Raw genomic sequence first — 26022 nt, forward strand, 5'->3', positions numbered from 1 at the left:
AAAAATCCGGTCAGAGCGCCTCGGCGCCCGAAATGATCTCGATCAGTTCCTTGGTGATCATCGCCTGGCGCGTCCGGTTGTAGCGGAGCGTGTACTTCTTGATCATCTCGCCTGCGTTGCGCGTGGCGCTGTCCATCGCCGACATCTTGGCGCCCATCTCGGACGCGACGTTCTCGAGGAGAGCACCCAGAATCTGGACCGAAATGTTGCGCGGCAGCAGATCCTCGAGGATCGCCGCTTCGCTCGGCTCATATTCGTAGTTCGACAGGGCCGCGCCGGCTTCTTCGGCCGGGAGCTGCGCCGGGATCACCTGCTGCGCCGTCGGGATCTGCTGGATCACCGAACGGAACTTGGCGAAGAACAGCGTCGCGACGTCGAACTGGCCGTCCTCGTACAGCTTCAACAGCTTGCGGCCGATCGCGTCCGCATTGGCGAAGCCGATCTGCTTGACGGTGCGCAGCTCGACGAGCTCGATGATCTCCGTCTGGAACTGGCGACGAAGGATGTCGTAACCCTTCTTGCCGACGCAGAGGATCTTCACCGTCTTGCCTTCACGCTGCAGGCGTAGGGCGTGATCGCGGGCGAGGCGCGAGATCGACGAGTTGAAGGCGCCGCAAAGACCACGCTCGGCCGTGCAGACGACGAGAAGATGCGTCTGGTCGGAACCGGTGCCGGCAAGCAGGCGCGGACCGTCGTCGGTGTTCACGCCGGTCGCCACATTGGCGAGCACGGCGTTCATGCGCTCCGCATAGGGGCGCGCAGCTTCCGCAGCAGCCTGGGCACGACGCAGCTTCGCCGCGGCGACCATCTGCATCGCCTTGGTGATCTTCTGCGTCGCCTTCACCGAGGCGATGCGATTTTTTAGTTCCTTAAGGCTCGGCATGAGCGTCCCTGTCGATCGGTCTGAAGTCCGGGTCGCGCGAGGCGACCCGGCTCAGGCCAGGATTCAGGCGAAAGACTTGGCGAAGCTGTCCAGCGCGGCCTTGAGCTGCGCACGGAAGTCGTCGTTCAGCTCGCGCTTGTCGCGGATGCCGTCGAGCAGCGCCTTGTGCTCGCTGCGGAGCGAAGCGAGCAGAGCCGCCTCGAACGCGCCGACCTGGCTGACTTCGATGCGATCGAGGTAGCCGTTCACGCCGGCATAGATCACCGCGACCTGCTCCTCGACCTTCAGCGGCGAGAACTGCGGCTGCTTCAGGAGCTCCGTCAGACGGGCGCCGCGGTTCAGGAGCTTCTGGGTCGTGACGTCGAGGTCGGAGCCGAACTGCGCGAAGGCAGCCATTTCACGATACTGCGACAGCTCGCCCTTGATCGGGCCGGCAACCTGCTTCATCGCCTTGATCTGGGCGGCGGAGCCGACGCGCGACACCGAGAGGCCGACGTTCACGGCCGGGCGGATGCCCTGGTAGAACAGGTCGGTCTCGAGGAAGATCTGGCCGTCGGTGATCGAGATCACGTTGGTCGGGATGTAGGCCGAAACGTCGTTCGCCTGCGTCTCGATGACCGGCAGAGCCGTCAGCGAGCCGTTGCCGTTGTCGTCGTTCAGCTTGGCTGCGCGCTCGAGCAGGCGGGAATGCAGGTAGAACACGTCGCCCGGATAGGCTTCGCGGCCCGGCGGACGGCGGAGCAGCAGCGACATCTGGCGGTAGGCGACGGCCTGCTTCGACAGATCGTCATAAACGATCAGGGCGTGCATGCCGTTGTCGCGGAAGAACTCGCCCATGGCGCAGCCGGAGAACGGCGCCAGGTACTGCATCGGAGCCGGGTCGGAAGCGGTGGCGGCGATGACGATCGAGTATTCGAGCGCGCCGCGCTCCTCGAGCACCTTCACGAACTGCGCGACGGTCGAGCGCTTCTGGCCGATGGCGACATAGACGCAGTAGAGCTTCTTCGACTCGTCGCCCGTGTCGTTGACCGACTTCTGGTTCAGGATGGTGTCGAGCGCGATCGCGGTCTTGCCGGTCTGGCGGTCGCCGATGATCAGCTCGCGCTGGCCGCGGCCAACCGGGATCATCGCGTCGATGGCCTTGAGGCCGGTCTGCATCGGCTCGTGCACCGACTTGCGCGGGATGATGCCCGGCGCCTTGACGTCGACGCGGCGACGCTCGGTGAACTCGATCGGGCCCTTGCCGTCGATCGGATTGCCGAGCGCGTCGACGACGCGGCCGAGCAGACCCTTGCCGACCGGCACGTCCACGATGGCGTTGGTGCGCTTGACCGTGTCGCCTTCGGCGATGTCACGGTCGGAGCCGAAGATCACGACGCCGACATTGTCGGTCTCGAGGTTCAGGGCCATGCCGCGGGTTCCACCGGGGAACTCGACCATCTCGCCAGCCTGGACGTTGTCCAGACCGTAGACGCGGGCAATACCGTCACCGACCGACAGAACCTGTCCGACTTCGGAAACCTGAGCCTCGGAGCCGAAATTCTTGATCTGCTCCTTGAGGATTGCGGAGATTTCAGCGGCGCGGATGTCCATCAGCCGACCTCTTTCATGGCGATCTTGAGTGAATTGAGTTTGGTGCGAAGCGACGTATCGATCATGCGACTGCCGACCTTGACGACCAGGCCGCCGATCAACGCCGGATCGACATTCGGGGAAAGCGTGACGTCCTTGCCGATCTGCGCCTTGAGCGCTTCCTTCAGCGCCGCGGTCTGCGTCTCGGAAAGCGGCTCAGCGCTGGTGACTTCGGCGGTGACTTCGCCGCGATGCTTGGCGAGAAGCTGCCGGAAGGCGGCGATCATGCCGGGAACCGCGAAGAGGCGACGATTGCTCGCCGCGACCTTGACGAAATTGCCGACCAGCCCGCCGATGCCAGCCTTCGTCAGCACGGCCGAGATGGCGCGCAGCTGCTCGTCGGCATCGAAGACCGGGCTCTGCACGAGGCGGACGAGATCGTCGCTCTCGCTCAGCAAAGCGGTGAAACGGGACAGATCGGCATCGACGGCGTCGAGCGCGCCGCTCTCGAGGGCCAGATCAAACAGTGCCGTCGCGTAACGCCCGGCGACCCCTGATACGAGAGTTTTGTCTTCTGCCACCTGATCCTCGCTCTGTGACGCGCCCCCACTTCCGGGTTCGTCCGGATGCTGCACGCAACGCCTTGAACGTATTGAAGATTTTTTCAACGGGTTGAACCCGTCAAAAACGGCATTCCCCGAAGCCGCGCGTTCGTTACCACAGCATCCCGCGACTCGCAACACGGCCCGGGCCTTGAATCTTGCCAAATGCGGCCGCACGCGCGGCCACGGGCCTCAGAGGAAGCTCTGCGGATCGATATCCACCTGCACGCGGAGGCTGCCGCGCACGGCAGGCGCCTCCGCCAGCCAGTCACGCAGGAAGCCCTGCAGGTCGACAGCTCGCGGCGCCTGGACGAGCAGGCGGAAGCGATGGCGACCGCGCAAAACCGCCAAAGGCGCCTCGGACGGGCCGAGCACCATGACCGGCCCGCTCTCCGGCGCGGTGCGGCGCAGCGCCATGGCATAGCCATAGGATGTCGCCCGGTCGGCGGCTGAGACAATGATGCCGGCCAGCCGCCCGAAGGGCGGCAGCACGGCAAGTCGTCGCGCCTCGATCTCGCGCGCATAGAAGGCCTCGCGATCCCCGGAGGCGATCGCCGCGATGACGGGATGCTCCGGCGCGTAGGTCTGCAGCAGCGCCCGGCTTTCGCCGCCGGCGCGGCCGGCGCGGCCGGTCACCTGGGCCAGCAGCTGGAAGGTGCGCTCGGCGGCCCTCGGATCGCCATGTGCAAGGCCGAGATCGGCATCGACGACGCCGACAAGCGCCAGCAGCGGGAAATTATGCCCCTTGGCGACGAGCTGGGTGCCGATGATGATATCGGCCGCGCCGTTGCGGATCGCGTCGAACTCCTCGCGCATCTTCTTGACCCCGCCGAGCAGGTCGCTCGACAGCACGATTCTTCGCGCTTCTGGAAAACGGTTGGCGACCTCCTCTGCGACGCGCTCGACGCCCGGGCCGCAGGCGACGAGGCTGTCCTCGGCGTCGCAGACCGGACACTGGTCCGGCCGATGCTCGGTATGGCCGCAATGATGACAGACGAGCTGGCCGCGAAAACGGTGGTCGACCAGCCAGGTCGAGCAGTTCGGGCACTGGAAGCGGTGGCCGCAGGTCCGGCAGAGCGTCAGCGGCGCATAGCCGCGACGGTTCAGGAACAGCAGCGCCTGGCCCTTGTTGGCGATCGTCTCGCCGATCGCAGCGACCAGCGACGGCGCCAGGAACTGGCCGCGCTCCGGCGCATCGACGCGCAGGTCGATCGGCTGGATCTCCGGCAGCTTCGCCGCCGCGTAGCGCACCGAGAGCACGATGCGCCGATAGCGGCCCTGGTCGGCGTTGACGCGGCTTTCGATCGACGGCGTCGCCGAGGCGAGCACGACCGGGAAGCCGCCGAGATGGCCGCGCACCACCGCCATGTCGCGGGCGTTGTAGATGACACCCTCTTCCTGCTTGTAGGCGGTGTCGTGCTCCTCGTCGACGACGACGAGGCCAAGCTTGCGGAAAGGCAGGAATAGCGCCGAGCGGGCGCCGACCACCGCCTGCACCTCGCCGGTGGCGACGCCGCGCCAGACCCGCTCGCGCAGCCGCGCCGGCATCTCGGAGTGCCATTCCGCCGGCCGATGGCCGAAGCGGCGGGCGAAGCGATCGAGAAAATCGACGGTAAGCGCGATTTCCGGCAGCAGCACCAGCGCCTGCTTGCCCATCCGCAGCGTTTCCGCCAGCGCCTCGAAATAGACCTCCGTCTTGCCGGAGCCGGTGACGCCGTCGATCAGCGACACCGAGAAGGCCGCCTCGTCGACGCTGGCGCGCAGCAGCGCCGCGGCATCGGCCTGGCCGGGGTCGAAGGTCGGCCGGGCATGATCGGGCTCTGGCGGCAGGGTCAGCGGCGGCGGCGGCAGCATCACCGCCTCCAGCACGCCCTGCTCGACCAGGCCGTTGACGACGCTGGACGAGACGGCAGCGAAGCCGGCGACGGCGCTCTTCGGCATCGGCTCGCCGCCGGCGAGCGCATCGAGCACGCGCTGGCGCGCCGCGGTCACGCGGTCGGGCGCCTTGCCGGCGAGCCGCAGCGCCGGAACGGCGCGCGGCGGTTCCAGCGCGTCCGGCGCCCGCAGCACCATGCGCAGCACCATGCCGCGCTGGCTCAGCGTGTAGTTCGCCACCCAGTCGACGAAACGGCGCAAGCTCGCGTCGAGCGGCGGCGAATCATAGCGGTGCAGGACGGCGCGCAGCCGGTTGTGACCCACGGACGGGTCGACCGGATCGTCCCAGACGGCGCCGATCATCTCGCGCGGGCCGAGCGGCACGCGCACGATATCGCCCGGCGCCAGGTCGAGGCCGGCCGGCACTTTGTAGGTATAGGGCCCGTCCACCGCCAGCGGCAGCAGCACGGACACGGTGCGGCCCAATTCCAATCCAGAATCCCCGGAGCGACGATGCGGTCGACGTTGCCGCCCTCATGCCCCAGATAATAGCGTTCTCACAAACAGGCGAGCCACCATGATCCTCGAACATGCTCTTCTCACCGTGAAACCCGGTCATGCCAGCGCTTTCGAGGAAGCCATGACGAAGGCCGCGCCGCTGATCGCCGCCAGTCCGGGCTTTCTCGGCCTTGAGGTCCGGCCCTCGATCGAGTCACCCGGCACCTATCTGCTCCTGGTGCGCTGGGAGAGCCTCACCGACCACGACCCCGGCTTTCGCGCCTCCGACCGCTACCAGCACTGGAAGGCGCTGCTGCACGACTTCTACGACCCGTTTCCCACGGTGACGCATTTTTCGGAGCCGCTGCCGGTCTAGGGAGACGGCAAGGGAACAAGGCAGGCAAGTCCCTCACCCAATCCTCTCCCCGCCTGGGAGAGGGCTTCTTGGCCGCCCCATCCATCGCCATGGCGCCCACGACCCAACGGGCGCAGGCGAGCCCCCTCTCCCGCTCGCGGGAGAGGGCTGGGGGTGAGGGTCTTGTCTCGCCCTCTGCCCCGCCTTAACCCCCCATAAACCCTGTTGGCAGGTAATGGGGGCATGTCCGCGCCGCCCCTCGTCATCGCCGCCCGCGACACGCTCGAGCAGATCGACGCGTGGGGCGAGCATCTGCGCGGCGAGCGGCGCCTGTCGCCGAAGACGCTCGAAGCCTATTCGCGCGACCTCGACCAGTTCCTGTCCTTCCTGACCAGCCATATCGGCAATCCGCCGACGCTCGCCGATTTCACCGCCATCCGGACCGCCGACCTGCGCGGCTTCATGGCGACGCGGCGCGCGTCCTGCGCCGGCGCTCGCACGCTGGCGCGCGGCCTCGCCGGCATCCGCTCCTTCATGGGTTTCCTCGAGCGCGAGGGCCACGCCAACGGCGCCGCCTTCCGCGCCATGCGCGCGCCGCGCCAGCCGAAGACCCTGCCCCGCCCGCTCGCGGCTCCTTCGGCGCTGCGCGTCGTCGAGATAGACGAGCAGTTGGACGAGGAGCCATGGGTGGCGGCGCGCAATGCCGCCGTGCTGGCGCTCTGCTATGGCTCGGGGCTGCGCATCTCGGAGGCGCTCGGCATCCGCCGCGCCGACGCGCCGCTCGACCCGGCCGCGACGCTGCGCGTCACCGGCAAGGGCGGCAAGGTCCGGCTGGTGCCGGTGCTGCCTGTCGTCGCCGAGGCGGTGGCGGAATATCTTCGCCTGTCGCCCTCGCAATCGAAGCCGGATGGTCCGCTCTTCCTCGGCGTGCGCGGCGGACCGCTCAAGGCGCGCATCATCCAGCTCGCCATGGCAAAGCTGCGCGGCGCGCTCGGGCTTTCCGACAGCGCCACGCCGCATGCGCTGCGCCATTCCTTCGCGACGCATCTGCTCGCCAATGGAGGGGATCTGCGCGCCATCCAGGAATTGCTCGGCCATGCCAGCCTGTCGACGACACAGGTCTACACCGCCATCGACACGGAGCGCCTCCTCGCCGTGTTCGAGAAGGCGCATCCGCGCGCCGGCGGTACCCGGTCGGGCTAGAGCCCGGAAAGAACCCTCACCCCACCCTCTCCCGCAAGCGGGCGAGGGCTTTCGGCGGGCAATCTGCATCGATATGGCGCCCTTCCGGCAACCGATACCGGCGAGCCCCCTCTCCCGTCACGGGAGAGGGTTGGGGTGAGGGTCTTAGTCCTCAAATCGCGACGAGTTCGAAAACCGCCTGATCGATGGTGAAGGAGCCATCCGGCTCGATCGCGAAGTGCTGGCGCACCTGTTCCGACATCGCCGCCTGCAGGGCGCGGATCGCCGCGACCTGGACCTCCGGCGTCCGCATCCGGCCGACCCAGGCGTCGAAATCGAGCGGCAGGCGGCGGCGCGTCACGCCGGTGACGGCAAAGCCCGCCTCGGACGCGATCGCCACCCATTCGGCGCTCGAATAATCGCGCACATGCGAGGGATCGCGCAGCATCTCGAAGGTCTGCAGGAAGGTGTCGGAAACCGGCACCTCCGGCGCGATGATGTCGGAGATCACCGCCGTGCCACCCGTCTTGACGACGCGGCGCGCCTCGCGAATGCCCTGGCGGACGTTCTGCCAGTGATGCGCCGAATAGCGCGACAGCACCAGGTCGAACTCGCCATCGGCGAAGGGCAAGTGCTCGGCCGCACCCTGCCGGGTGGTCAGGTTGGCGAAGCCGCGCTTCGTCGCCTCCGCCGCGACCGCCTCCAGCATGCCGGAAGACAGGTCGTAGGCGACGACCGACGCCAAGACCGGCGCCACGCCATAGGCGACATGGCCGCCGCCGCAGCCGAGATCGATGGCACGGGCGTTTGGCGTGCGCGCCGCGATCTCGACCATCTGCTGGAGATCGGCGCCCTGGGCATGCACCGTGCTGGCCACATAGGCCGAGGCCTGGGAGCCGAATTGCTGCACGACCAGGGCCTCGTGGCTCTGGCGCGCGGCAGCGTTGTCGGTCGTGGATTGGGTCATGGCTGTGTTTCCGCGCGGTCGATCTTGTCGGTGGTGATCATCGACCGTCGGCGCAGGATTTGCCAGTCGTCGTAAACCCGTACCAGATCCTGTTTTATCCTGGTATAATGGGTGCCATGATCCCGGAAACCGACCTCGTCCGCCGCCGCGAACTCGGCGAATTCATCCGCGCCCATCGCGAGAGGCTGCAGCCGGCGATGTTCGGGCTCGATCCCGGCACGCGACGGCGCACGCCGGGGCTGCGCCGCGAGGAGCTGGCGCAGCTCTCCGGCGTCAGCGCCACCTGGCTGAGCTGGATCGAACAGGGACGCGAGATCTCCGTCTCGGCGACGGCGCTGGGACGGCTGGCGCGGGTGATGCGGCTGACGCCGGCCGAGCGCGCCTATCTCTTCGACCTCGGCGGCCGGCGCGACCCGCAGGCGGGCGAGGACGACGGCGCCGACGCGCTGCCGCCGGGGCTCGCCGCCACGCTCGCCGCCCTGCCGACGCCGGCCTATGTGCTCGACCGGGCCTGGACGGCGCTCGCCTGGAACGAGCCCGCGGCGCATCTCTTCGTCGGCTGGCTCGACGGCGACGCCGCCAGCGTTTCATGTGAAAACAATCTGCTGCGCTATATCTTCACGGCGCCGGCCGCCCGGCGGATCATCCGCGACTGGGAGACGCGCGCCCGGCGCGTGGCGGCGGAATTCCGCGCCGACTACAGCCGCCACCTGCAGGGGCCGGAACTGCGGGCGCTCGTCGAGGAGCTGACGCGGGCGAGCCCGTTCTTCGCCGAGGCCTGGGAGGCGCATGCGGTGGTCGACCGCGAGGGGGGCCTGCGCACCTTCGACCATCCGACCGATGGCTTCCTGCGCTACGAGCAGATCACTTTCCTGCTCGCCCGCCACCCCGACATCAAGCTGGTGATGCTGGCGCCGGCCGATGGCGCCGGCGATCAGGCGGCGACGACGCCGTAGCGGTTCGTGGCCTCGATGGTGAGGCCGGTGCCGACCGATCCGAAGGTGTCGCCGTCGACGACGCGCGCGCCCGGCACTGTGGCGAGGATCGCCGCATGGACATGGGCGAGACGGGTCGAGCCGCCGGTCAGGAACACCGCGTCGATGGCGTCGGCGGTGAGCCCGGCATCGCGCAGGCAATCGCCGATGCGCGCCGCGATCCGGTCTGCAAGGCCGCGCGTCCGGTCGACGAGCACGCCGCGATCGACCGTCATCGCCAGGCCGCGTTCGATCCAGTGCAGCAGCACCTCCACCTTCGGCTCGTCGGCGAGCGCGATCTTCGCCGCCTCGATGTCGATGGCGAGCCGGTGGCCGCCATGCTCCTCGACGACGTGAATCAGCCGCTCGATCAGCTCCGGGTGCTGCGCCTCGCGCCGGACCTCATGCAGCTGCTGCATGACGCCGCGCTCGTAGAGGCGGTTGATCGACGACCAGGTGGCGAGGTCGTGGTAGTAGCCGGACGGCACGGGCAGGCCCTCCCGCTTCATGCCGGAACCGAAGCCGAGCAGCGGCATCGCCTTGCCGATCGAGAGGTAATGGTCGAAATCCGTGCCGCCAACGCGGATGCCGTCATTGGCGAGGATGTCGTCGAGGCGGTCGGCCTTTTTCCGGCGCGCCGGGCCGAGCCGGACGATGGAGAAATCCGACGTGCCGCCGCCGATATCGGCGATCAGCGCGATTTCCTCGTCGCCGACCTGGCGCTCGTAGTCGAGCGCCGCCGCGATCGGCTCGTACTGGAAGGAGATGTGGCGGAAGCCGACTTCCTGCGCGATCGCCTGCAGCGCTTCCTCCGCCTTGCGGTCGCCTTCCGGGTCGCCATCGACGAAATGCACCGGACGGCCGTGCACGACGGCGTCGATCGAAAGGCCCGTCGCGGCCTCGGCCCGGCGCCGGGTGATGGCGACGAACTGCGCGATCACGCTCCGGAAGCTGACTCGGCCTCGGCCGACCTGCGTCGCCTCGTTGATCAGCGAGCTGCCGAGCACCGATTTCAGGCTGCGCATCAGGCGGCCGCTGGTGCCGTCGACATAGGCGCGGATGGCGGCGCGGCCGACGGAGGGCGGCAGGCCGTCCGGCGTGAAGAAAATCGCGCTCGGGATGGTGACGCTGTCGCCATCGAGGGCCACCAGTTCCGGGCCCTCGGCCGACGACACGCCGAGCGTGGTGTTGGACGTGCCAAAGTCGAGGCCGCAGGCTGCCATGATCGTAAACTCCGTGAAGGGCCGGTCTGGTTAAGGAAAAGCGGCGACCGGATCAAGGGCTGCGCATGGAAATATCGCCGCATCGCAGCATGGATCTTTCACCGTGAAACCAATGTTGATTTGGCCTCATCCGCTTCCTGTCGGAAGGACGCTGCGTCTGGGTGGCGTCGATTCGCGACGCCGGGGCTATGGGAGACGACGATGCGGGACGTGACTATCGACGAGGCGTTGAACGCCACCGGGACGGGGGCGTTCCAGCGCCGGCTGTTCCTGATATTCGGCCTCGTCTGGACCGCCGACGCCATGCAGGTGCTGTCGATCGGCTTCACGGCGCCGTCGATCGCCAAGACCTTCGATCTCAGCCTGCCGGCGGCGCTGCAGACCGGCACGCTGTTCTTCGTCGGCATGCTGGTCGGCGCCGCCCTGTTCGGCCGCCTCGCCGACCGCATCGGCCGCCGCAACCTTCTGATCATCACGGTGCTGACGGACGCGCTGTTCGGCCTCGCCTCCGCCTTCGCCTCCGATTTCACCATGCTGCTGATCTTCCGCTTCCTGACCGGCCTCGCCGTCGGCGGCACGCTGCCGGTCGACTACGCCATGATGGCCGAGTTCCTGCCCGCCGACCGGCGCGGCCGCTGGCTGGTCGGCCTCGAGAGCTTCTGGGCCGTCGGCACGGTGATCGTGGCGCTCGCCGCCTGGTACGCCGCGGCCAACGGCATGGCGGATGGCTGGCGTTTCATCTTCGTCATCACGGCGCTGCCGGCGCTGATCGGCCTTGCGCTGCGCTTCTGGGTGCCAGAATCGCCGTACTACCTGCTGCGGACGGGCAAGGCGACCGAGGCCAAGACCGTGCTCGACCGCGTCGCCACCACCAATGGCAAGCCGGTGCTCGCCGGCAAGCTGACCGACACCAAGGAGCAGCGCCTGCCGCTCTCGGCCCTGTTCTCCGGTCCCTATGCCCGCCGCTCCTGGCTGATCCTGGCCGCCTGGCTGCTGGTGTCGATCTCCTATTACGGCATCTTCGTCTGGCTGCCGGGCAAGCTGGTCTCGGCCGGCGAGCACTATGGCTTCCTGCGCGGCTACGGCTTCCTGGTGCTGCTGGCGCTGGCGCAGATCCCCGGCTATGCGCTGGCAGCCTTCGGCGTCGAGCGCTGGGGCCGCAAGCCGACCCTGATCGCCTTCCTGCTGCTCTCGGCCGTCGGCTGCTTCCTCTATGCCGTCTTGAGCGACCCGCTCGCGATCGCCGCCGCCATGATGCTGATGAGCTTCGCGCTGCTCGGCACCTGGGGCGCGCTCTACGCCTTCACGCCGGAGCTCTACCCGACCCCGCTGCGCGCCAGCGGCATGGGCCTCGCCGGCGCCATGGCGCGCCTCGGCGGCCTGCTGGCGCCGACCGTGGTCGGCATGGTGGTGACCTATTCCTTCAACGTCGCGCTCGGCCTGTTCGCGGCGATCCTGCTGCTCGGTGCCATCGCCACGGCGGCGATCGACGTGGAAACGAAGCAGCAACCGCTGACCTGAGGCCCGCAAGCGCCCCCACCCCAACCCTCTCCCGCCCGGCGGGAGAGGGAGCCTGCCTGCGCCCGATGAATCGCTGAGCCGGGCAAACGCCGGCCAACGAGCCCTCGCCCGCTTGCGGGAGAGGGTTGGGTGAGGGTCTTACTTCCTTGAAACGAAAAAGCCGGCGCCCCGAGAGGAGCGCCGGCTTTTTGTTGTCTGCGTCGCCGCCGAACGCCTCGGCGACACTGCGCTTACATGTGGATCGGCTTGGACCAGGCGGCGAGCGCCGCTTCCTTGATCGATTCCGACATGGTCGGGTGCGCGTGCGTCGAACGGCCGAGATCCTCGGCCGAGCCGGCGAACTCCATCAGCACCACCGCCTCGTGGATCATCTCGCCGGCGCCCTTGCCGACGATGTGGGCGCCGAGCAGGCGGTCGGTCGCGGCATCCGAGAGGATCTTGACGAAGCCGTCCGTCGCCAGCATGGCGCGGGCGCGGCCATTGGCCGAGAACGGGAACTTGCCGACCTTGTAGGCGATGCCTGCGGCCTTCAGCTCTTCCTCGGTCTTGCCGACGGTGGCGACTTCCGGGCTGGTGTAGACGACGCCGGGAATGGCGTCGTAGTTCACATGGCCCGCCTGGCCGGCGAGGATCTCGGCGAGCGCGACGCCCTCGTCCTCGGCCTTGTGCGCCAGCATCGGGCCGGCGATGACGTCGCCGATCGCGTAGATGCCGGGAACGTTGGTCTGGTAGTGGCCGTCGACCTTGACGCGCTTGCGCTCGTCGAGGGCAACGCCGACCGCTTCGAGACCGAGACCCTCGGTGAACGGACGGCGGCCGATCGCCACCAGCACGACGTCCGCTTCCAGCGTCTCGGCAGCCGCCTCGCCCGCCTTGGCCGGTTCGACCGTGACCTTCAGCGTCTTGCCGCTGGTGTCGACCGCGGTGACCTTGGTGCCGAGCTTGAAGGTGAAGCCCTGCTTCTCCAGCATGCGCTGGAACTGCTTGGTGACCTCGCCGTCCATGCCCGGCAGGATGCGGTCGAGGAACTCGACCACGGTCACCTCGGCGCCGAGACGGCGCCAGACCGAACCGAGCTCGAGGCCGATGACGCCGGCGCCGACGACGATCAGCTTCGCCGGCACCTTGTCGAGTTCGAGCGCGCCCGTCGAGGTGACGATGCGCTTCTCGTCGATGGGGACGCCGGGCAGCGGCGCGGAATCGGAGCCGGTGGCGATGACGATCGCCTTCGTCTCCAGCGTCGTGGTCGAGCCGTCTTCCTTGGTGACGACGACCTTGCCGGGCGCGGCGATCGAGCCCGTGCCGATATGGCCGTCGATCTTGTTCTTCTTGAACAGGTAGGCGACGCCGTCGACGTTCGACTTCACGGTTGCGCTCTTGTGGGCCAGCATGCCCGGAAGGTCGAGCTTGGGCTTGGCGACCTTGATGCCGAGCGCATCCAGATGGCCGACTTCCTCGAACATCTCGGAGGCGTGCAGCAGCGCCTTGGAGGGGATGCAGCCGATGTTCAGACAGGTGCCGCCATAGGTGGCCCGCTTCTCGACGACGGCGACCTTCAGCCCGAGCTGGGCTGCCTTGATGGCGCAGACATAGCCACCCGGACCAGAACCGATGACGATGAGATCGTAGGACATGGGGACTCCCGAACGATTTAGGCGTTAGCCAGCGGCGCGTTCAGCGCAAATGCAAATGGCCGGAGGCGTGGCGGAACGCACGAGGCGCCAATCCGCTGCTCCGGCCGGCTTGATGGAAAAACGCGCCCGAACCGGGCGCGCTGTTGTCGGGCCCTCACCCCTGCCACCACAAGGCGACCCGGAACGCTGGCGCGCGCCGGGACCACCGGAGGTTGGGGGACGAAAGCCATGTCGGTTCCGTCCGTTCGATCAGAGATCGAGAACGAGACGCTGCGGGTCCTCGAGGCACTCCTTGACGCGCACCAGGAAGGTCACGGCTTCCTTGCCGTCGACGATGCGGTGATCGTAGGAAAGCGCCAGATACATCATCGGGCGGATCTCGATCTTGCCGCCGACGACCATCGGCCGCTCCTGGATCTTGTGCATGCCGAGGATGCCCGACTGCGGCGCGTTCAGGATCGGCGTCGACATCAGCGAACCGTAGATGCCGCCATTGGTGATCGTGAAGGTGCCGCCCTGCATCTCGTCGATCTTGAGCTGGCCGTCGCGGGCGCGCTTGCCGTAGCTGGCGATCGTCTTCTCGATTCCGGCGAGCGACAGCTGGTCGGCGTCGCGCAGCACCGGCACGACGAGGCCCTTGTCGGTGCCGACGGCGATGCCGATGTTGTAGTAGTTCTTGTAGATCAGGTCGGTTCCGTCGATCTCGGCGTTGACGGCCGGGATTTCCTTCAGCGCCTGGATCACGGCCTTGGTGAAGAAGCTCATGAAGCCGAGCTTCACGCCGTGCTTCTTCTCGAACAGATCCTTGTACTGGCTGCGCAGCGCCATCACGGCGCCCATGTCGACCTCGTTGAAGGTGGTCAGCATGGCGGCGGTATTCTGCGCGTCCTTCAGGCGGCGCGCGATGGTCTGGCGCAGCTTGGTCATGCGGACGCGCTCTTCGCGGGCGGCATCGGCGGCCGGCGACGGGGCGCGGACCTGGACCGGAGCGGCCGGAGCCGGCGCGGTGGCGCCGCCGGCGATCGCGCCGAGCAGGTCGCCCTTGGTGACGCGGCCATCCTTGCCCGAACCGGCGACGGCGGAAACGTCGACGCCGCTCTCGGCCGCGAGCTTGGCGACAGCCGGGCCGTTGGCGTCGGCAGCGACCGACTTGGCCGGAGCCGCGGCAGCGGCGGGCGCCGGAGCGGGGGCGGCGGCCTTCGGAGCCTCGGCCTTGGCGGGCGCGGCGGCCGCGCCGGAAGCGGCGATGGTGCCGAGCAGCGCGCCGACGCCGACGGTGTCGCCATCCTTGGCGGCCACGGCCTCGAGCACGCCGGCGGCCGGCGCCGGAACCTCGATGGTGACCTTGTCGGTCTCGAGTTCGACCACCGGCTCATCGGCCGCGACAGCCTCGCCGACCTTCTTGAACCAGCGTCCAATCGTCGCCTCGGTCACGGACTCGCCCAGGGTCGGGACGCGGATTTCGGTTGCCATGGCTTGGTCTCTTACCGTTCGAACTTGGGTGGACGTTCTTGATGAATTGCGGTGCCGGCCGGCGCCCTGAGGGCGCCGGCCGGGATCTTTATCCGAGCGCGTCTTCGAGGAAGGCGTTCAGCTGGGCGAGATGCTTTGACATCAGGCCCGTCGCCGTCGCCGCCGAAGCCGGGCGGCCGGTGTAGCGGGCGCGGGTCGACTTGCCGCCGACCTGACCGAGCACCCATTCGAGATACGGGTCGACATGGGACCAGGAGCCCATGTTCTTCGGCTCTTCCTGGCACCAGACGACCTCGGCGTTCTTGAAGCGCGACAGCTCCTGGACCAGCGCCTTGAGCGGGAACGGATAGAGCTGTTCGACGCGCAGCAGGTAGACGTCGTTGATGCCGCGCTTCTCGCGCTCCTCGTAGAGGTCGTAATAGACCTTGCCGGTGCAGAGCACGACGCGGCGCATGCGCTCGTCGGCCACCAGCTTGATCGGCTCGTCCTTGAGGAACTCGGCATCGTCCCACAGCAGGCGGTGGAACGACGAATCCGGGCCGAGCTGCGCCAGCGTCGACACGGCGCGCTTGTGGCGTAGCAGCGACTTCGGCGTCATCAGGATCAGCGGCTTGCGGATGTCGCGCTTCAGCTGCCGGCGCAGGATGTGGAAGTAGTTCGCCGGCGTCGTGACGTTGGCGACCTGCATGTTGTCTTCCGCGCACATCTGCAGGAAGCGCTCGAGACGGGCGGAGGAGTGCTCCGGACCCTGGCCCTCATAGCCATGCGGCAGCAGGCAGACGAGGCCCGACATGCGCAGCCACTTGCGCTCGCCCGACGAGATGAACTGGTCGAACACCACCTGGGCGCCGTTGGCGAAGTCGCCGAACTGGGCTTCCCAGAGGGTCAGCGCATTCGGCTCCGACAGCGAATAGCCGTACTCGAAGCCGAGCACCGCCTCTTCCGAGAGCATCGAGTTGATGACCTCGTAGCGCGCCTGGCCCTCGCGGAGATTGTTGAGCGGGATGAAGCGCTCCTCGTTTTCCTGGTCGTAGAGCACCGAATGGCGCTGCGAGAAGGTGCCGCGCTCGCAATCCTGGCCGGACAGGCGGATCGGATGGCCCTCATTGGCGAGCGTCGCGAAGGCGAGCGCCTCGGCGGTCGCCCAGTCGATGCCGTTGCCGCTCTCGATCGCCTTCTTGCGGTTGTCGAGGAAGCGCTGGACGGTGCGGTGGACGTGGAAGTCCGCCGGCACGTCGGTCAGCTTGGCGCCGAGCGCCTTCAGCGTGTCCATCTCGACGCCGGTCTTGCCGCGGCGCGGCTCGTCGTCGGCGGCAGCCGCCTTGAGGCCGGCCCAGGCGCCGTCGAGCCAGTCGGCCTTGTTCGGCTTGTAGGACTGGCCGGCTTCGAACTCGACCTCGAGGCGCGAACGCCAGGCCGCCTTGGCCGCGTCGACTTCTTCCGAAGTCATCAGGCCCTCGGCCACCAGCTTCGAGGAGTAAATCTCGACGATCGACGGATGGCTGCGGATGTTCTTGTACATCAGCGGCTGGGTGAAGCCGGGCTCGTCGCCTTCGTTATGGCCGAAGCGACGGTAGCAGAACATGTCGATGACAACCGGCTTGTGGAACTTCTGCCGGAACTCGATCGCGATCTTGGCGGCGAAGACGACCGCTTCGGGATCGTCGCCGTTCACGTGGAAGATCGGCGCCTCGATCATCTTGGCGACGTCGGACGGATAGGGCGACGAGCGCGAGAAGCGCGGATTCGTCGTGAAGCCGATCTGGTTGTTGACGATGAAGTGGATCGAGCCGCCGGTGCGGTGGCCCTTCAGGCCCGACAGGCCGAAGCACTCCGCCACCACGCCCTGGCCGGCGAAGGCCGCGTCGCCATGGATCAGCAGCGGCAGCGTGCCCGTGCGGACATAATCCTTGTGCAGGTCCTGCTTGGCGCGCGACTTGCCGAGCACGACGGGATCGACGATCTCGAGATGCGACGGGTTGGCGGTCAGCGACAGGTGGACCTTGTTGCCGTCGAATTCGCGGTCGGACGAGGCACCGAGATGGTACTTCACGTCGCCCGAGCCCTCGACGTCGTCGGGCGCGTAGGAACCGCCCTTGAACTCGTGGAACAGCGCGCGGTGCGGCTTGGCCATCACCTGCGTCAGTACGTTCAGGCGGCCGCGATGCGCCATGCCGACGACGATCTCGTGCACGCCGAGATTGCCGCCGCGCTTGATGATCTGCTCGAGCGCCGGGATCAGGCCTTCGGCGCCGTCGAGGCCGAAGCGCTTGGTGCCGGTATACTTGACGTCGAGGAACTTCTCGAAGCCCTCGGACTCGATCAGCTTGTTCAGGATCGCCTTCTTGCCTTCCGGCGTGAAGGTGATCGCCTTGTCCGGGCCCTCGATGCGCTCCTGGATCCAGGCCTTCTCGGCCGGATCGGAAATGTGCATGAACTCGACGCCGAGCGTCGAGCAATAGGTGCGCTTCAGGATCTCCAGCATCTCGGGGATGGTGGCGAATTCGAGCCCGAGCACGTTGTCGATGAAGATCTTGCGGCTGTAGTCGGCCTCGGTGAAGCCGTAGGTCGAGGGATGCAGCTCCTCGTGATCGCCGACGGTGACGAGATGCAGCGGATCGAGATCGGCATGCAGATGGCCGCGCATGCGATAGGCGCGGATCATCATGATGGCGCGGACGCTGTCGCGCGCCGCCTGCTGGATCGCCGCTTCCGAAAGAGCCGCGCCGGCCGGCGCGGTGCCAGGCGTCGCCGCGGCTTGGGCCGCCTTCGCCTTCAGCTTGTCGGTGACGACCTTCTCGACCTGGCCCCAATTGCCGTCGAGGGCCGAGACGAGCTCGCCATTGGCATGCAGCGGCCAGTCGGGCCGCTTCCAGGTCGCGCCGCGCGCTTCCGCCACCACGGCCTTCGGATCATCCTTCAGCGCCGAGAAGAACGTCTGCCACTCCGGATCGACCGAAGCGGGATCGTTCTGATAGCGCGCATAGAGATCCTCGATATAGGTGGCGTTGCCACCATAGAGGAACGAAGAGGTCGCAAAGGCCGCGTTGGCTTGCTCGCGTGACATGTGCTGGTTGAGGAGCGCCACGCCCCTCTCTCCTTGATCGCGCGGCCACGCGCCGCGCTCTTGCTGAAAAACCGACATTCCGGCAGTCGGAATGTCGGTCTTGCCTCTTAGCCCTTCAAGACCTCAACCAAGGTCTTTCCAAGGCGCGCCGGCGACGGCGACACCCGGATACCCGCGGCTTCCATCGCCGCGATCTTGTCTTCCGCGCCGCCCTTGCCGCCGGAGATGATCGCACCGGCATGGCCCATGCGACGACCCGGAGGCGCGGTGCGGCCGGCGATGAAGCCGACCATCGGCTTCTTGCGGCCGCGCTTGGCCTCGTCGGCCAGGAACTGCGCTGCGTCTTCCTCGGCGGAACCGCCGATTTCGCCGATCATGACGATCGACGTGGTCTCATCATCGGCGAGGAACATTTCCAAAACGTCGATGAACTCGGTGCCCTTGACCGGATCGCCGCCGATGCCGACCGCCGTGGTCTGGCCGAGGCCTTCCTGGGTGGTCTGGAACACGGCCTCATAGGTGAGCGTGCCCGAGCGCGAGACGATGCCGACCGAGCCCTTCTTGAAGATGTTGGCCGGCATGATGCCGATCTTCGAAGCGTCGGCGGTGACGATGCCGGGGCAGTTCGGGCCGATCAGGCGCGACTTGGAACCCGACAGCGAACGCTTGACGCGCACCATGTCGAGCACCGGGATGCCCTCGGTGATGCAGACGATCAGCGGGATCTCCGCGTCGATCGCCTCGCAGATCGCGTCGGCGGCGCCCGGCGGCGGCACGTAGATCACGGAGGCGTCGGCGCCGGTGGCGTCCTTCGCCTCGGCCACGGTGTCGAACACCGGCAGGCCGAGATGGGTCTGGCCGCCCTTGCCCGGCGACGTGCCGCCGACCAGCTTGGTGCCGTAGGCCAGCGCCTGCTCGGAGTGGAACGTGCCGTTCTTGCCGGTGAAGCCCTGGGTGATGAGCTTGGTGTTCTTGTCGATCAGGATGGACATCAGGCGGCTTCCTTCACGGCCTTGACGATCTTCTGGGCAGCGTCGTCGAGGTCGTCCGCCGGGATCACGTTCAGGCCGCTCTCGCGGATGATCTGCTTGCCGAGCTCGACATTGGTGCCCTCGAGGCGCACGACGAGCGGAACCTGGAGGCCGACCGCCTTCACCGCGGCGATGACGCCGCGCGCGATGACGTCGCACTTCATGATGCCGCCGAAGATGTTGACGAGGATGCCCTTCACCTTCGGATCAGAGGTGATGATCTTGAACGCCGCCGTCACCTTCTCTTCGGAAGCGCCGCCGCCGACGTCGAGGAAGTTGGCCGGGCTCTCGCCGTAGAGCTGGATGATGTCCAGCGTCGCCATGGCGAGGCCGGCGCCGTTGACCATGCAGCCGATCGAGCCGTCGAGCGCGATATAGGCGAGGTCATACTTCGACGCCTCGATCTCCTTGGCGTCTTCCTCGGTCTCGTCGCGCAGCGCGACGACGTCGGGATGACGGTAGAGCGAGTTGGAGTCGAACGACACCTTGGCGTCGAGCACCTTGAGGTTGCCGTCCTTGGTGACGATCAGCGGGTTGACCTCGAGCATCGCCATGTCCTTGGCGACGAAGGCCGCATAGAGCTTGGCGACGACGTCGTTCGCCTGCTTGGCGAGCGCGCCGCTGAGGCCGAGCGCCTTGGCGACGGTCAGGCCGTGATGCGGCATGATGCCGGTCGCCGGATCGACGGAGAAGGTCTTGATCTTCTCGGGCGTCGAATGGGCGACTTCCTCGATGTCCATGCCGCCTTCGGTCGAAACGACGAAGGCGACGCGCGAGGTCTCGCGGTCGACGAGCAGCGAGAGGTAGAACTCCTTCTCGATATCAGAGCCGTCCTCGATGTAGAGGCGGTTGACCTGCTTGCCGGCCGGGCCGGTCTGGATGGTCACCAGCGTGTTGCCGAGCATCTGGCCCGCGAAGGCCTTGACCTCGTCGATCGACTTGGCGAGGCGGACGCCGCCCTTCTCGCCAGCCGCGGCTTCCTTGAACTTGCCCTTGCCGCGACCGCCGGCATGGATCTGCGACTTGACGACCCAGAGCGGGCCGCCGAGTTCCTTGGCGGCTGCCTCGGCTTCCTCGGGAGTGAAGATGGCGATGCCGCGCGATACGGGGGCGCCGAATTCCTTCAGCACCGCCTTCGCCTGATACTCATGAATATTCATCGATGACGTTCCGCCTTTTGGGGCTGTTGTCTCTGGTGCGGGCTCGGACGATCAGGCGCCGAGAGCCGGGGCAATCTTGACGCAGGCCTCGACCAGACCCTCGACCGAGGCGACCGACTTGTCGAGCATGGCCTGCTCGGACTTGTTCAGCTCGATCTCGATGATCCGCTCGACGCCGTTGGCGCCGATGACGATCGGCACGCCGATGTAGCGACCCTTGATGCCGTACTGGCCGTCGAGCAGGGCTGCCGCCGGCAGGACACGCTTCTTGTCCTTGAGGTAGCTCTCGGCCATGACGATCGCCGAAGCGGCGGGCGCGTAGAAGGCAGAGCCGGTCTTGAGCAGGTTCACGACCTCGGCGCCGCCGTCACGCGTGCGCTGGACGATCTCTTCCAGGCGATCCTTCTCGATCCAGCCGAGCTTGACCAGGTCGGTGAGCGGGATGCCGGCAACGGTCGAATAGCGGGTCAGCGGCACCATGGTGTCGCCATGGCCGCCGAGCACGAAGGCCGTCACGTCCTCGACGGAGACCTTGAACTCTTCGGCCAGGAAATAACGGAAGCGGGCCGAGTCGAGCACGCCGGCCATGCCAACCACCTTGTTCGCCGGCAGGCCGGAGAACTTCTGCAGCGCCCACACCATCGCGTCGAGCGGGTTGGTGATGCAGATGACGAAGGCGTTCGGGGCGTACTTCTTCAGGCCGGCGCCGACCTGCTCCATGACCTGGAGATTGATGCCGAGAAGATCGTCGCGGCTCATGCCCGGCTTGCGCGGCACGCCTGCGGTGACGATGACGACGTCGGCGTCCTGGATGGCAGCGTAGGAGGACGCGCCCGAAAGGCTGGCGTCAAAACCCTCCACCGGAGCGGCTTCGGCGATATCGAGTGCTTTGCCCTGGGGAACGCCGTCAGCGATGTCGAAGAGGACGATGTCGCCCAGTTCCTTGATGCCGGCGAGAAGGGCGAGCGTGCCGCCAATCTGACCGGAACCGATCAAAGCAATCTTGGCTCGTGCCATGTGCAGGTCTCCCGATGGAGGTTTACCTAAACGTAATGCGACAGCTTGACTCTGTCGGAACGCGGGTGGTCTAACCCCATTGCGCGCCCGGTGCAAGTCGTCGCAGCACCTGACGTGGCGGCAATCCGCCAATTCGGGCAGCACCTTACGTAAAGGTCATGTCTCTACGATGAAACCCCGATGCGGCTTGGCAAGATATTCTTCCGACCGCATTTCGGTGAGCCGCGACGCCGTGCGCGCGAATTCGAAAGCCTCCAGACCGCTGTCGGCGGTGTAGAGCCGCTCCGGCTCAGCATCGGCCGAGACGACGATCTTGACCGCGCCGTCATAGAGCGCGTCGATCAGCGTGATGAAACGCTTGGCCTCGTTGCGGCGCGCCTCGCCCATCACCGGGATGTGATCGATCAGCACCGTGTGGAAGGCATGCGCGATGGCGAGATAGTCGCTGGCGCCGAGAGGCTTGGCGCAGAGATCGGCGAAGCTGAAACGGGCGACGCCATCGACCGCCTGCGGCACCACCACATCGCGCCCGAGCACCTCGAGCGTGATCGGCTCGCCCGATGACGTTGACGTCAGGCGGAGCCATGCGGCGTCCATGGCCGCGTCCGAATCGGGACCGAGCGGGCTCAGATAGACCGGCGCGCGCGAGGTCTTCTCATGCCGGTAATCGGTCCGCGCCGCGAGGCGGACCACCTCCACCCGCTCCTTCAGCAGCTGAATGAAGGGCAGGAACAGGGTGCGGTTGAGGCCGCCCGCATAGAGATCGTCCGGCGCGACGTTCGAGGTCGCGACCAGAACGACGCCGCGGGAGAACAGCCGCGTGAACAGGCGGCCGAGGATCATCGCGTCGGCGATGTTGGTGACGGTAAATTCGTCGAAGCAGAGCAGCTGCGTCTCCGCCGCGATCTCGTCGGCGACCGGCGGGATCGGATCCTCGCCGGAGACGGTGCCGGCCTTGATCGCCTCGCGCATCCGGAAGATGCGGGCATGCACGTCGGCCATGAAGTCGTTGAAATGGGCCCGGCGCTTGCGCTGCGGCGCGGCGCGCTCGAAGAACAGGTCCATCAGCATGGTCTTGCCGCGACCGACATCGCCATGGATGTAGAGGCCGCGGATCTCCGGCGTCACCGCCTCGCGCTTGCCGAACAGCCAGCCGAGCGCGCTCGACTTGCGGGCGAGCCGGCGTTCCGCCAGGCGGGCATTGAGGGCGTCGAACCTGGCGACCAGCGCCTGCTGCGCCGGATCTTCCTCGATCTCGCCCGCGGCGAGGCGTTCGCGATAGGCATCCGCGACGCGGGATACGACCGGCAGACCCTGGCTCACCCGAACACCCCTACCCCGTCCTCGACCGAGGCCGGGCTGCATCCATCAGCGATAGAACGAAACGGCGCCGCCGCTGTTGAGCTGGCCGTTGAACTGCGTCTTGCCGGACGAGGTGAGGCTGGCCACCGAAACGCCGTTGGCTCCCGCCAGCACGACCTGCGAGCCGTTGAGGCTCCAGGCCGAGATCGACTTCAGCGTCGCCGACTGGCAGCCGCGCGTCGAAGCGCGATAGCCGCCGGTCCAGCTGGTCAGCGTCATGAACAGCTGGCAGCTCTCGCCGCCCGACTGCAGGGTCCAGCCGCCAAGCAGGTCGGTGCGGCCGATTTCGGCGCCGGAGGCGGTCGAAACCGGCGGCGGGGCCGACGGGGTGGATTCGATCGGCGTCGCGCCCGGCAGCGTGCCCTGCTCGGCCATCGGCGCGGTCTGCGCGTTGGGGTCGACCGGCGGCGGCGGCAGCGTATTGCGGGTCACCGGCGCCGAGGCGACCGGCGGCAGCGTGTCGCTTTCGACCGGCTTGGCCGAACGCTCCATCGGCCCCAGGCCGATGGCCCCGAACGAGCCGCAGCCGCTCAAGGCGGCCGCCATCAGGGCGACCAGGCCGATCGGCGCGAGACGTCGGGACATAAGCTTCTCCATCATCGAAATCCTCGGTGCCGCATCAGCATACGCACACAATCGAGCCGCTTTGAGGCAGGCGGAAAAACACCATTCCGCACGCCAAACCGCATCGGCGGCCGCACCAAAGGCACGGACCGGTCGATCTGGACGGGAGGAAAATGACGGGAGATCACTCGATATTCCGCAGCCTATCTTACTTGGCGCAATACGGCATATCGCCGGGCGCGACAAGTCTCGTTAACACCCCGTTAACGAAGAAAGCGCGACGTGTTGCGATTGCGCCTATTCCGGCCGGTGACAGACGGCTTCGATGTTGTGGCCGTCCGGATCGAGAACGAAGGCGCCGTAGTAATTGGCGTGGTAGTGCGGCCGGATGCCGGGCCCGCCATTGTCGGTGCCGCCCGCCGCCATCGCCGCCGCATAGAACGCGTCGACGGCCGCCCGGCTCGGCGCGACGAGCGCGATATGGACATGCGGCTCGGTGCGGGCGCCGCCGCTCAGCCAGATCTCCGGCTTGCCGGCAGCGCCATAGCCGACGACGTCGCCATAGCCGGTGAGCTCGCCCGGCACCCGCATCTGCTCGCTGACGCCGAGCGGCGCGAAAGCCGCGCTGTAGAAGGCAATGGCGCGATCGAGGTCGCTGACCGTGATGCCGATGTGATCCAGAACGCCCATGCTGCCCCCTATGCTGCCCCCGCATGCTCCCAGCCGCCACGGCGGTCTGCCATGTCATAAGCCTGTCGCGCGACGACCGTAGCGCTTCTTCCGTTCCTCACTCCAGGAGAATTGCACGTGAAGAAGACCCTCGCCGCCGCGGCGTTCGCCCTCGCCTCCCTGACCGCCCTACCGGCCCTCGCCGACAACGTCCTGTCGTTCAAGCAGTCGGACAAGGCCCCGGACGAGATCAACACGGTCATCGAGATCCCGGCCGGCAGCTTCACCAAGTACGAGACCGACGTCGACACCGGCTTCATCGTCGTCGACCGCTTCCAGTCGATGCCGGTCGTCTATCCGGCCAATTACGGCTCGATCACCCGCACCAGCGCCGAGGACGGCGATCCGCTCGACGTCATCGTCTATACCCGCGCGCCGCTGCATCCGGGCGTCATCATCAAGGTCCGCCCGATCGGCGTGCTGAAGATGATCGACGGCGGCGACATCGACGACAAGATCGTCGCGGTTCCCGTCTCCAAGGTCGACCCGACCTATGACGGTATCCAGACCCTCGCCGACCTGCCGAAGATCGAGCAGGATCGGCTGACGTCGTTCTTCCGCGTCTACAAGCAGCTGCCGGAAGGCAGCAAGGTCATCGAACTCAAGGGCTTCGACAGCCCGGAAGCGGCGAAGGGCCTGATCCGCGCCGCGATGGAGCGCTACGGCAAGTAAGCCGTCGGCCCGCGGTCGTCCTCGCCCGCGAAAACGGAGCGGCGGTCGCATGGCCGCCGCCCCGCTGCGCGCGAACGAAAGCCTGCCGGACCGCGCAGCCGCGCCGCCCGGCGGAAAATCAGTGCGTCGTCGAACCGATCTCGAGCGACAGGCCGAGTTCGGCCGCCTTCTGGCGGATCTGCTCCTCGGGCCGGTGCATCGCCGTCGCGATCAGCTCGGCCGGAACATGTTCCACGGCGAGCTCGCGCAGCCGATCGATCGCCTCGATCGTCCAGGTCGCTTCGAGATCCTGCTTGATGGTCATGGTCGTCTCCTTCCGAAAACGCGATCGGTCCGGGCAAACGAAAACGGCGCGGAAGGGTTCCGCGCCGTTCTGCTGAAAGAAAGGGCAGCGCCGGTCAGACGCGGCGCTCGACCATCATCTTCTTGATCTCGGCGATCGCCTTGGCCGGGTTCAGGCCCTTCGGGCAGGTCTGCGCGCAGTTCATGATGGTGTGGCAGCGATAGAGGCGGAAGGGATCTTCCAGATTGTCGAGCCGCTCGCCGGTCGCCTCGTCGCGGCTGTCGATCAGCCAGCGATAGGCCTGCAGCAGCACGGCCGGGCCGAGATAGCGGTCGCCGTTCCACCAGTAGCTCGGGCAGGAGGTCGAGCAGCAGGCGCAGAGAATGCACTCGTAGAGGCCGTCGAGCTTCTCGCGGTCGGCATGGCTCTGCAGCCATTCCTTCTGCGGCTCCGGCGTCGCCGTCTTCAGCCAGGGCTCGATCGAGCGGTGCTGGGCGTAGAAATTGGTCAGGTCGGGGACGAGGTCCTTGACCACTTCCATGTGCGGCAGCGGGTAGATCGCGACCGGGCCCTTCACCTCGTCGATGCCCTTGGTGCAGGCGAGCGTGTTCGAGCCGTCGATGTTCATCGCGCAGGAACCGCAGATGCCTTCGCGGCAGGAGCGGCGGAAGGTCAGCGTCGGGTCGATCTCGTTCTTGATCTTGATGAGCGCGTCGAGAACCATCGGGCCGCAATCGTCGAGATCGACGAAGTAGGTGTCGACATGCGGGTTCTTGCCGTCGTCCGGGCTCCAGCGATAGACGCGGAACTCGCGCACATTGTTGGCGCCGGCCGGGCGGTCCCAGACCTTGCCTTCAGTCAGCTTCGAGTTCTTCGGAAGGGTCAGCTGGACCATAGTGAGCGTCCTCGGGCGTAAGATTCGTTCAGCGGCGGTCCTTGCGGACCATGAGTTTCAAACCGGACCAGGTGGCGTCGATCGCCGCGACCTTGATGTCGACGAGATCGAGGCGGAGCGCGGCGTCGCGCACGACATCCTCGGTCACGTCGGTCGCGACCTTCGACGCCTTCTTCGGCCACGACACCCAGATCATGCCGTCGCGCCGGATGGCGTCCTGCAGCCGCGACAGGCCGGTCTCGACCTCGGCGCGGCTCTTCGTAAAGGCGTGGACCGCGTCGAGCGCGCGATCCGGACCGAGCGGCGCCGCCCAGCCTTCCGTGCGCACGACCTGGCCGAAGGCGACGCTGTCGGCCAGCGCCTCCAGCTCCGTCGGCAGCGCGACGAAGGCCACGTCCATGCCGGCCCTAAAGCCGAGCTTTTCGGGAAGCGTGCGCCCCGAATAGCCGGCCGAAGGAAGCGTGGCTGCGGCCATCATCCGCC

General features: G+C 67.2%; 23 protein-coding genes. 5 read left to right on the forward strand and 18 right to left on the reverse strand.

Annotated elements, in window-relative coordinates; genetic code table 11:
* Positions 1-10 precede the first annotated feature (10 nt).
* The 4 genes from WFK98_RS17265 to WFK98_RS17280 form a co-directional block, all read right to left on the reverse strand.
* Entirely contained in the window at positions 11-883 is an 873-nt protein-coding gene (locus tag WFK98_RS17265) for a F0F1 ATP synthase subunit gamma (protein ID WP_266338964.1), read from the reverse strand.
* 63 nt (positions 884-946) lie between these two features.
* Entirely contained in the window at positions 947-2476 is a 1530-nt protein-coding gene (gene atpA, locus WFK98_RS17270) for a F0F1 ATP synthase subunit alpha (RefSeq protein ID WP_266338965.1), read from the reverse strand.
* Positions 2476-3036: a F0F1 ATP synthase subunit delta gene (locus tag WFK98_RS17275; protein ID WP_266339082.1), complete on the reverse strand. Its 561-nt coding sequence runs from the start codon at positions 3034-3036 to the stop codon at positions 2476-2478. The genes atpA and WFK98_RS17275 overlap by 1 nt, the downstream gene beginning before the upstream one ends.
* A 213-nt stretch (positions 3037-3249) precedes the next feature.
* A complete protein-coding gene (locus tag WFK98_RS17280) occupies positions 3250-5418 on the reverse strand; it encodes a primosomal protein N' (RefSeq protein ID WP_336801110.1) in 2169 nt (722 codons plus the stop codon).
* Between the two features lie 91 nt (positions 5419-5509).
* Between WFK98_RS17280 and WFK98_RS17285 the strand changes: the two genes are divergently transcribed.
* Together WFK98_RS17285 and WFK98_RS17290 are read left to right on the forward strand one after the other, a co-directional pair.
* Complete coding sequence (locus WFK98_RS17285) at positions 5510-5806, forward strand: antibiotic biosynthesis monooxygenase family protein (protein WP_266338967.1); 297 nt, start codon at positions 5510-5512, stop codon at positions 5804-5806.
* A gap of 222 nt (positions 5807-6028) precedes the next feature.
* Positions 6029-6988, forward strand: coding sequence for a tyrosine recombinase XerC (locus tag WFK98_RS17290; protein ID WP_336801111.1), 960 nt, complete (start codon positions 6029-6031; stop codon positions 6986-6988).
* 151 nt (positions 6989-7139) lie between these two features.
* Here the strand turns inward: WFK98_RS17290 and WFK98_RS17295 are convergent, their stop codons facing one another.
* A complete protein-coding gene (locus tag WFK98_RS17295; RefSeq protein ID WP_336801112.1) occupies positions 7140-7934 on the reverse strand; it encodes a class I SAM-dependent methyltransferase in 795 nt (264 codons plus the stop codon).
* Between the two features lie 116 nt (positions 7935-8050).
* On the opposite strand from WFK98_RS17295, the gene WFK98_RS17300 reads away from it, so the two are divergent.
* On the forward strand, positions 8051-8890 hold the full coding sequence (locus tag WFK98_RS17300; RefSeq protein ID WP_336801113.1) for a helix-turn-helix transcriptional regulator: 840 nt from the start codon (positions 8051-8053) through the stop codon (positions 8888-8890).
* Here the strand turns inward: WFK98_RS17300 and WFK98_RS17305 are convergent.
* Complete coding sequence (locus WFK98_RS17305) at positions 8869-10131, reverse strand: Hsp70 family protein (protein WP_336801114.1); 1263 nt, start codon at positions 10129-10131, stop codon at positions 8869-8871. The two genes, WFK98_RS17300 and WFK98_RS17305, sit on opposite strands and share 22 nt — an antisense overlap.
* A gap of 201 nt (positions 10132-10332) precedes the next feature.
* Between WFK98_RS17305 and WFK98_RS17310 the strand changes: the two genes are divergently transcribed.
* Positions 10333-11652, forward strand: a complete 1320-nt coding sequence (locus tag WFK98_RS17310) for an MFS transporter (RefSeq protein ID WP_336801115.1) — start codon at positions 10333-10335, stop codon at positions 11650-11652.
* A gap of 230 nt (positions 11653-11882) precedes the next feature.
* On the opposite strand, the gene lpdA is transcribed toward WFK98_RS17310, so the two are convergent.
* The 9 genes from lpdA to WFK98_RS17355 all read right to left on the reverse strand — a co-directional run bounded on the left by lpdA (position 11883) and on the right by WFK98_RS17355 (position 23650).
* Positions 11883-13286, reverse strand: coding sequence for a dihydrolipoyl dehydrogenase (gene lpdA, locus WFK98_RS17315; RefSeq protein ID WP_336801116.1), 1404 nt, complete (start codon positions 13284-13286; stop codon positions 11883-11885).
* A gap of 249 nt (positions 13287-13535) precedes the next feature.
* Positions 13536-14759, reverse strand: a complete 1224-nt coding sequence (gene odhB, locus WFK98_RS17320; protein ID WP_336801117.1) for a 2-oxoglutarate dehydrogenase complex dihydrolipoyllysine-residue succinyltransferase — start codon at positions 14757-14759, stop codon at positions 13536-13538.
* Positions 14760-14847: 88 nt separating this feature from the next.
* A complete protein-coding gene (locus tag WFK98_RS17325; protein ID WP_266339083.1) occupies positions 14848-17826 on the reverse strand; it encodes a 2-oxoglutarate dehydrogenase E1 component in 2979 nt (992 codons plus the stop codon).
* A gap of 107 nt (positions 17827-17933) precedes the next feature.
* Positions 17934-18818, reverse strand: coding sequence for a succinate--CoA ligase subunit alpha (sucD, locus tag WFK98_RS17330; RefSeq protein ID WP_266338975.1), 885 nt, complete (start codon positions 18816-18818; stop codon positions 17934-17936).
* Positions 18818-20017 (reverse strand): ADP-forming succinate--CoA ligase subunit beta, encoded by a 1200-nt coding sequence (gene sucC / locus WFK98_RS17335; RefSeq protein ID WP_266338976.1) that lies wholly within the window; start codon positions 20015-20017, stop codon positions 18818-18820. Before sucC ends, sucD begins: the two co-directional genes overlap by 1 nt.
* A 51-nt stretch (positions 20018-20068) precedes the next feature.
* Positions 20069-21034, reverse strand: a complete 966-nt coding sequence (gene mdh, locus WFK98_RS17340; protein ID WP_266338977.1) for a malate dehydrogenase — start codon at positions 21032-21034, stop codon at positions 20069-20071.
* A gap of 156 nt (positions 21035-21190) precedes the next feature.
* The gene (gene zapE / locus WFK98_RS17345; RefSeq protein ID WP_336801118.1) at positions 21191-22357 is read right to left on the reverse strand and encodes a cell division protein ZapE; all 1167 of its coding nucleotides are present in this window, start codon (positions 22355-22357) and stop codon (positions 21191-21193) included.
* A gap of 45 nt (positions 22358-22402) precedes the next feature.
* On the reverse strand, positions 22403-22981 hold the full coding sequence (locus tag WFK98_RS17350) for an AprI/Inh family metalloprotease inhibitor (protein WP_336801119.1): 579 nt from the start codon (positions 22979-22981) through the stop codon (positions 22403-22405).
* A gap of 276 nt (positions 22982-23257) precedes the next feature.
* Positions 23258-23650, reverse strand: a complete 393-nt coding sequence (locus tag WFK98_RS17355; protein ID WP_336801120.1) for a VOC family protein — start codon at positions 23648-23650, stop codon at positions 23258-23260.
* A gap of 117 nt (positions 23651-23767) precedes the next feature.
* On the opposite strand from WFK98_RS17355, the gene WFK98_RS17360 reads away from it, so the two are divergent.
* Positions 23768-24361, forward strand: a complete 594-nt coding sequence (locus tag WFK98_RS17360; RefSeq protein ID WP_336801121.1) for an inorganic diphosphatase — start codon at positions 23768-23770, stop codon at positions 24359-24361.
* A gap of 118 nt (positions 24362-24479) precedes the next feature.
* Here the strand turns inward: WFK98_RS17360 and WFK98_RS17365 are convergent, their stop codons facing one another.
* The 3 genes from WFK98_RS17365 to WFK98_RS17375 all read right to left on the reverse strand — a co-directional run bounded on the left by WFK98_RS17365 (position 24480) and on the right by WFK98_RS17375 (position 26014).
* Positions 24480-24665, reverse strand: a complete 186-nt coding sequence (locus tag WFK98_RS17365) for a hypothetical protein (RefSeq protein ID WP_336801122.1) — start codon at positions 24663-24665, stop codon at positions 24480-24482.
* A gap of 94 nt (positions 24666-24759) precedes the next feature.
* Positions 24760-25539 carry a succinate dehydrogenase iron-sulfur subunit gene (locus tag WFK98_RS17370; protein WP_266338983.1) on the reverse strand — a complete coding sequence of 260 codons (780 nt, stop codon included), beginning with the start codon at positions 25537-25539 and terminating at the stop codon, positions 24760-24762.
* Positions 25540-25567: 28 nt separating this feature from the next.
* Complete coding sequence (locus tag WFK98_RS17375) at positions 25568-26014, reverse strand: DUF3052 domain-containing protein (RefSeq protein ID WP_420909621.1); 447 nt, start codon at positions 26012-26014, stop codon at positions 25568-25570.
* Positions 26015-26022 lie beyond the last annotated feature (8 nt).

Origin of the sequence: Kaistia sp. MMO-174 (assembly GCF_037147815.1) — a bacterium.
Lineage (GTDB): Bacteria > Pseudomonadota > Alphaproteobacteria > Rhizobiales > Kaistiaceae > Kaistia > Kaistia nematophila.

Coding starts and splice junctions, on each gene's coding strand:
- WFK98_RS17305 (WP_336801114.1), bottom strand. CDS start 10,131: ATGGCAGCCTGCGGCCTCGACTTTGGCACGTCCAACACCACGCTCGGC.
- WFK98_RS17355 (WP_336801120.1), bottom strand. CDS start 23,650: ATGGGCGTTCTGGATCACATCGGCATCACGGTCAGCGACCTCGATCGC.
- WFK98_RS17350 (WP_336801119.1), bottom strand. CDS start 22,981: ATGTCCCGACGTCTCGCGCCGATCGGCCTGGTCGCCCTGATGGCGGCC.
- WFK98_RS17285 (WP_266338967.1), top strand. CDS start 5,510: ATGATCCTCGAACATGCTCTTCTCACCGTGAAACCCGGTCATGCCAGC.
- WFK98_RS17365 (WP_336801122.1), bottom strand. CDS start 24,665: ATGACCATCAAGCAGGATCTCGAAGCGACCTGGACGATCGAGGCGATC.
- WFK98_RS17290 (WP_336801111.1), top strand. CDS start 6,029: ATGTCCGCGCCGCCCCTCGTCATCGCCGCCCGCGACACGCTCGAGCAG.
- mdh (WP_266338977.1), bottom strand. CDS start 21,034: ATGGCACGAGCCAAGATTGCTTTGATCGGTTCCGGTCAGATTGGCGGC.
- odhB (WP_336801117.1), bottom strand. CDS start 14,759: ATGGCAACCGAAATCCGCGTCCCGACCCTGGGCGAGTCCGTGACCGAG.
- WFK98_RS17295 (WP_336801112.1), bottom strand. CDS start 7,934: ATGACCCAATCCACGACCGACAACGCTGCCGCGCGCCAGAGCCACGAG.
- WFK98_RS17375 (WP_420909621.1), bottom strand. CDS start 26,014: ATGGCCGCAGCCACGCTTCCTTCGGCCGGCTATTCGGGGCGCACGCTT.
- WFK98_RS17300 (WP_336801113.1), top strand. CDS start 8,051: ATGATCCCGGAAACCGACCTCGTCCGCCGCCGCGAACTCGGCGAATTC.
- WFK98_RS17310 (WP_336801115.1), top strand. CDS start 10,333: ATGCGGGACGTGACTATCGACGAGGCGTTGAACGCCACCGGGACGGGG.
- WFK98_RS17265 (WP_266338964.1), bottom strand. CDS start 883: ATGCCGAGCCTTAAGGAACTAAAAAATCGCATCGCCTCGGTGAAGGCG.
- atpA (WP_266338965.1), bottom strand. CDS start 2,476: ATGGACATCCGCGCCGCTGAAATCTCCGCAATCCTCAAGGAGCAGATC.
- WFK98_RS17325 (WP_266339083.1), bottom strand. CDS start 17,826: ATGTCACGCGAGCAAGCCAACGCGGCCTTTGCGACCTCTTCGTTCCTC.
- sucD (WP_266338975.1), bottom strand. CDS start 18,818: ATGTCCATCCTGATCGACAAGAACACCAAGCTCATCACCCAGGGCTTC.
- WFK98_RS17370 (WP_266338983.1), bottom strand. CDS start 25,539: ATGGTCCAGCTGACCCTTCCGAAGAACTCGAAGCTGACTGAAGGCAAG.
- lpdA (WP_336801116.1), bottom strand. CDS start 13,286: ATGTCCTACGATCTCATCGTCATCGGTTCTGGTCCGGGTGGCTATGTC.
- sucC (WP_266338976.1), bottom strand. CDS start 20,017: ATGAATATTCATGAGTATCAGGCGAAGGCGGTGCTGAAGGAATTCGGC.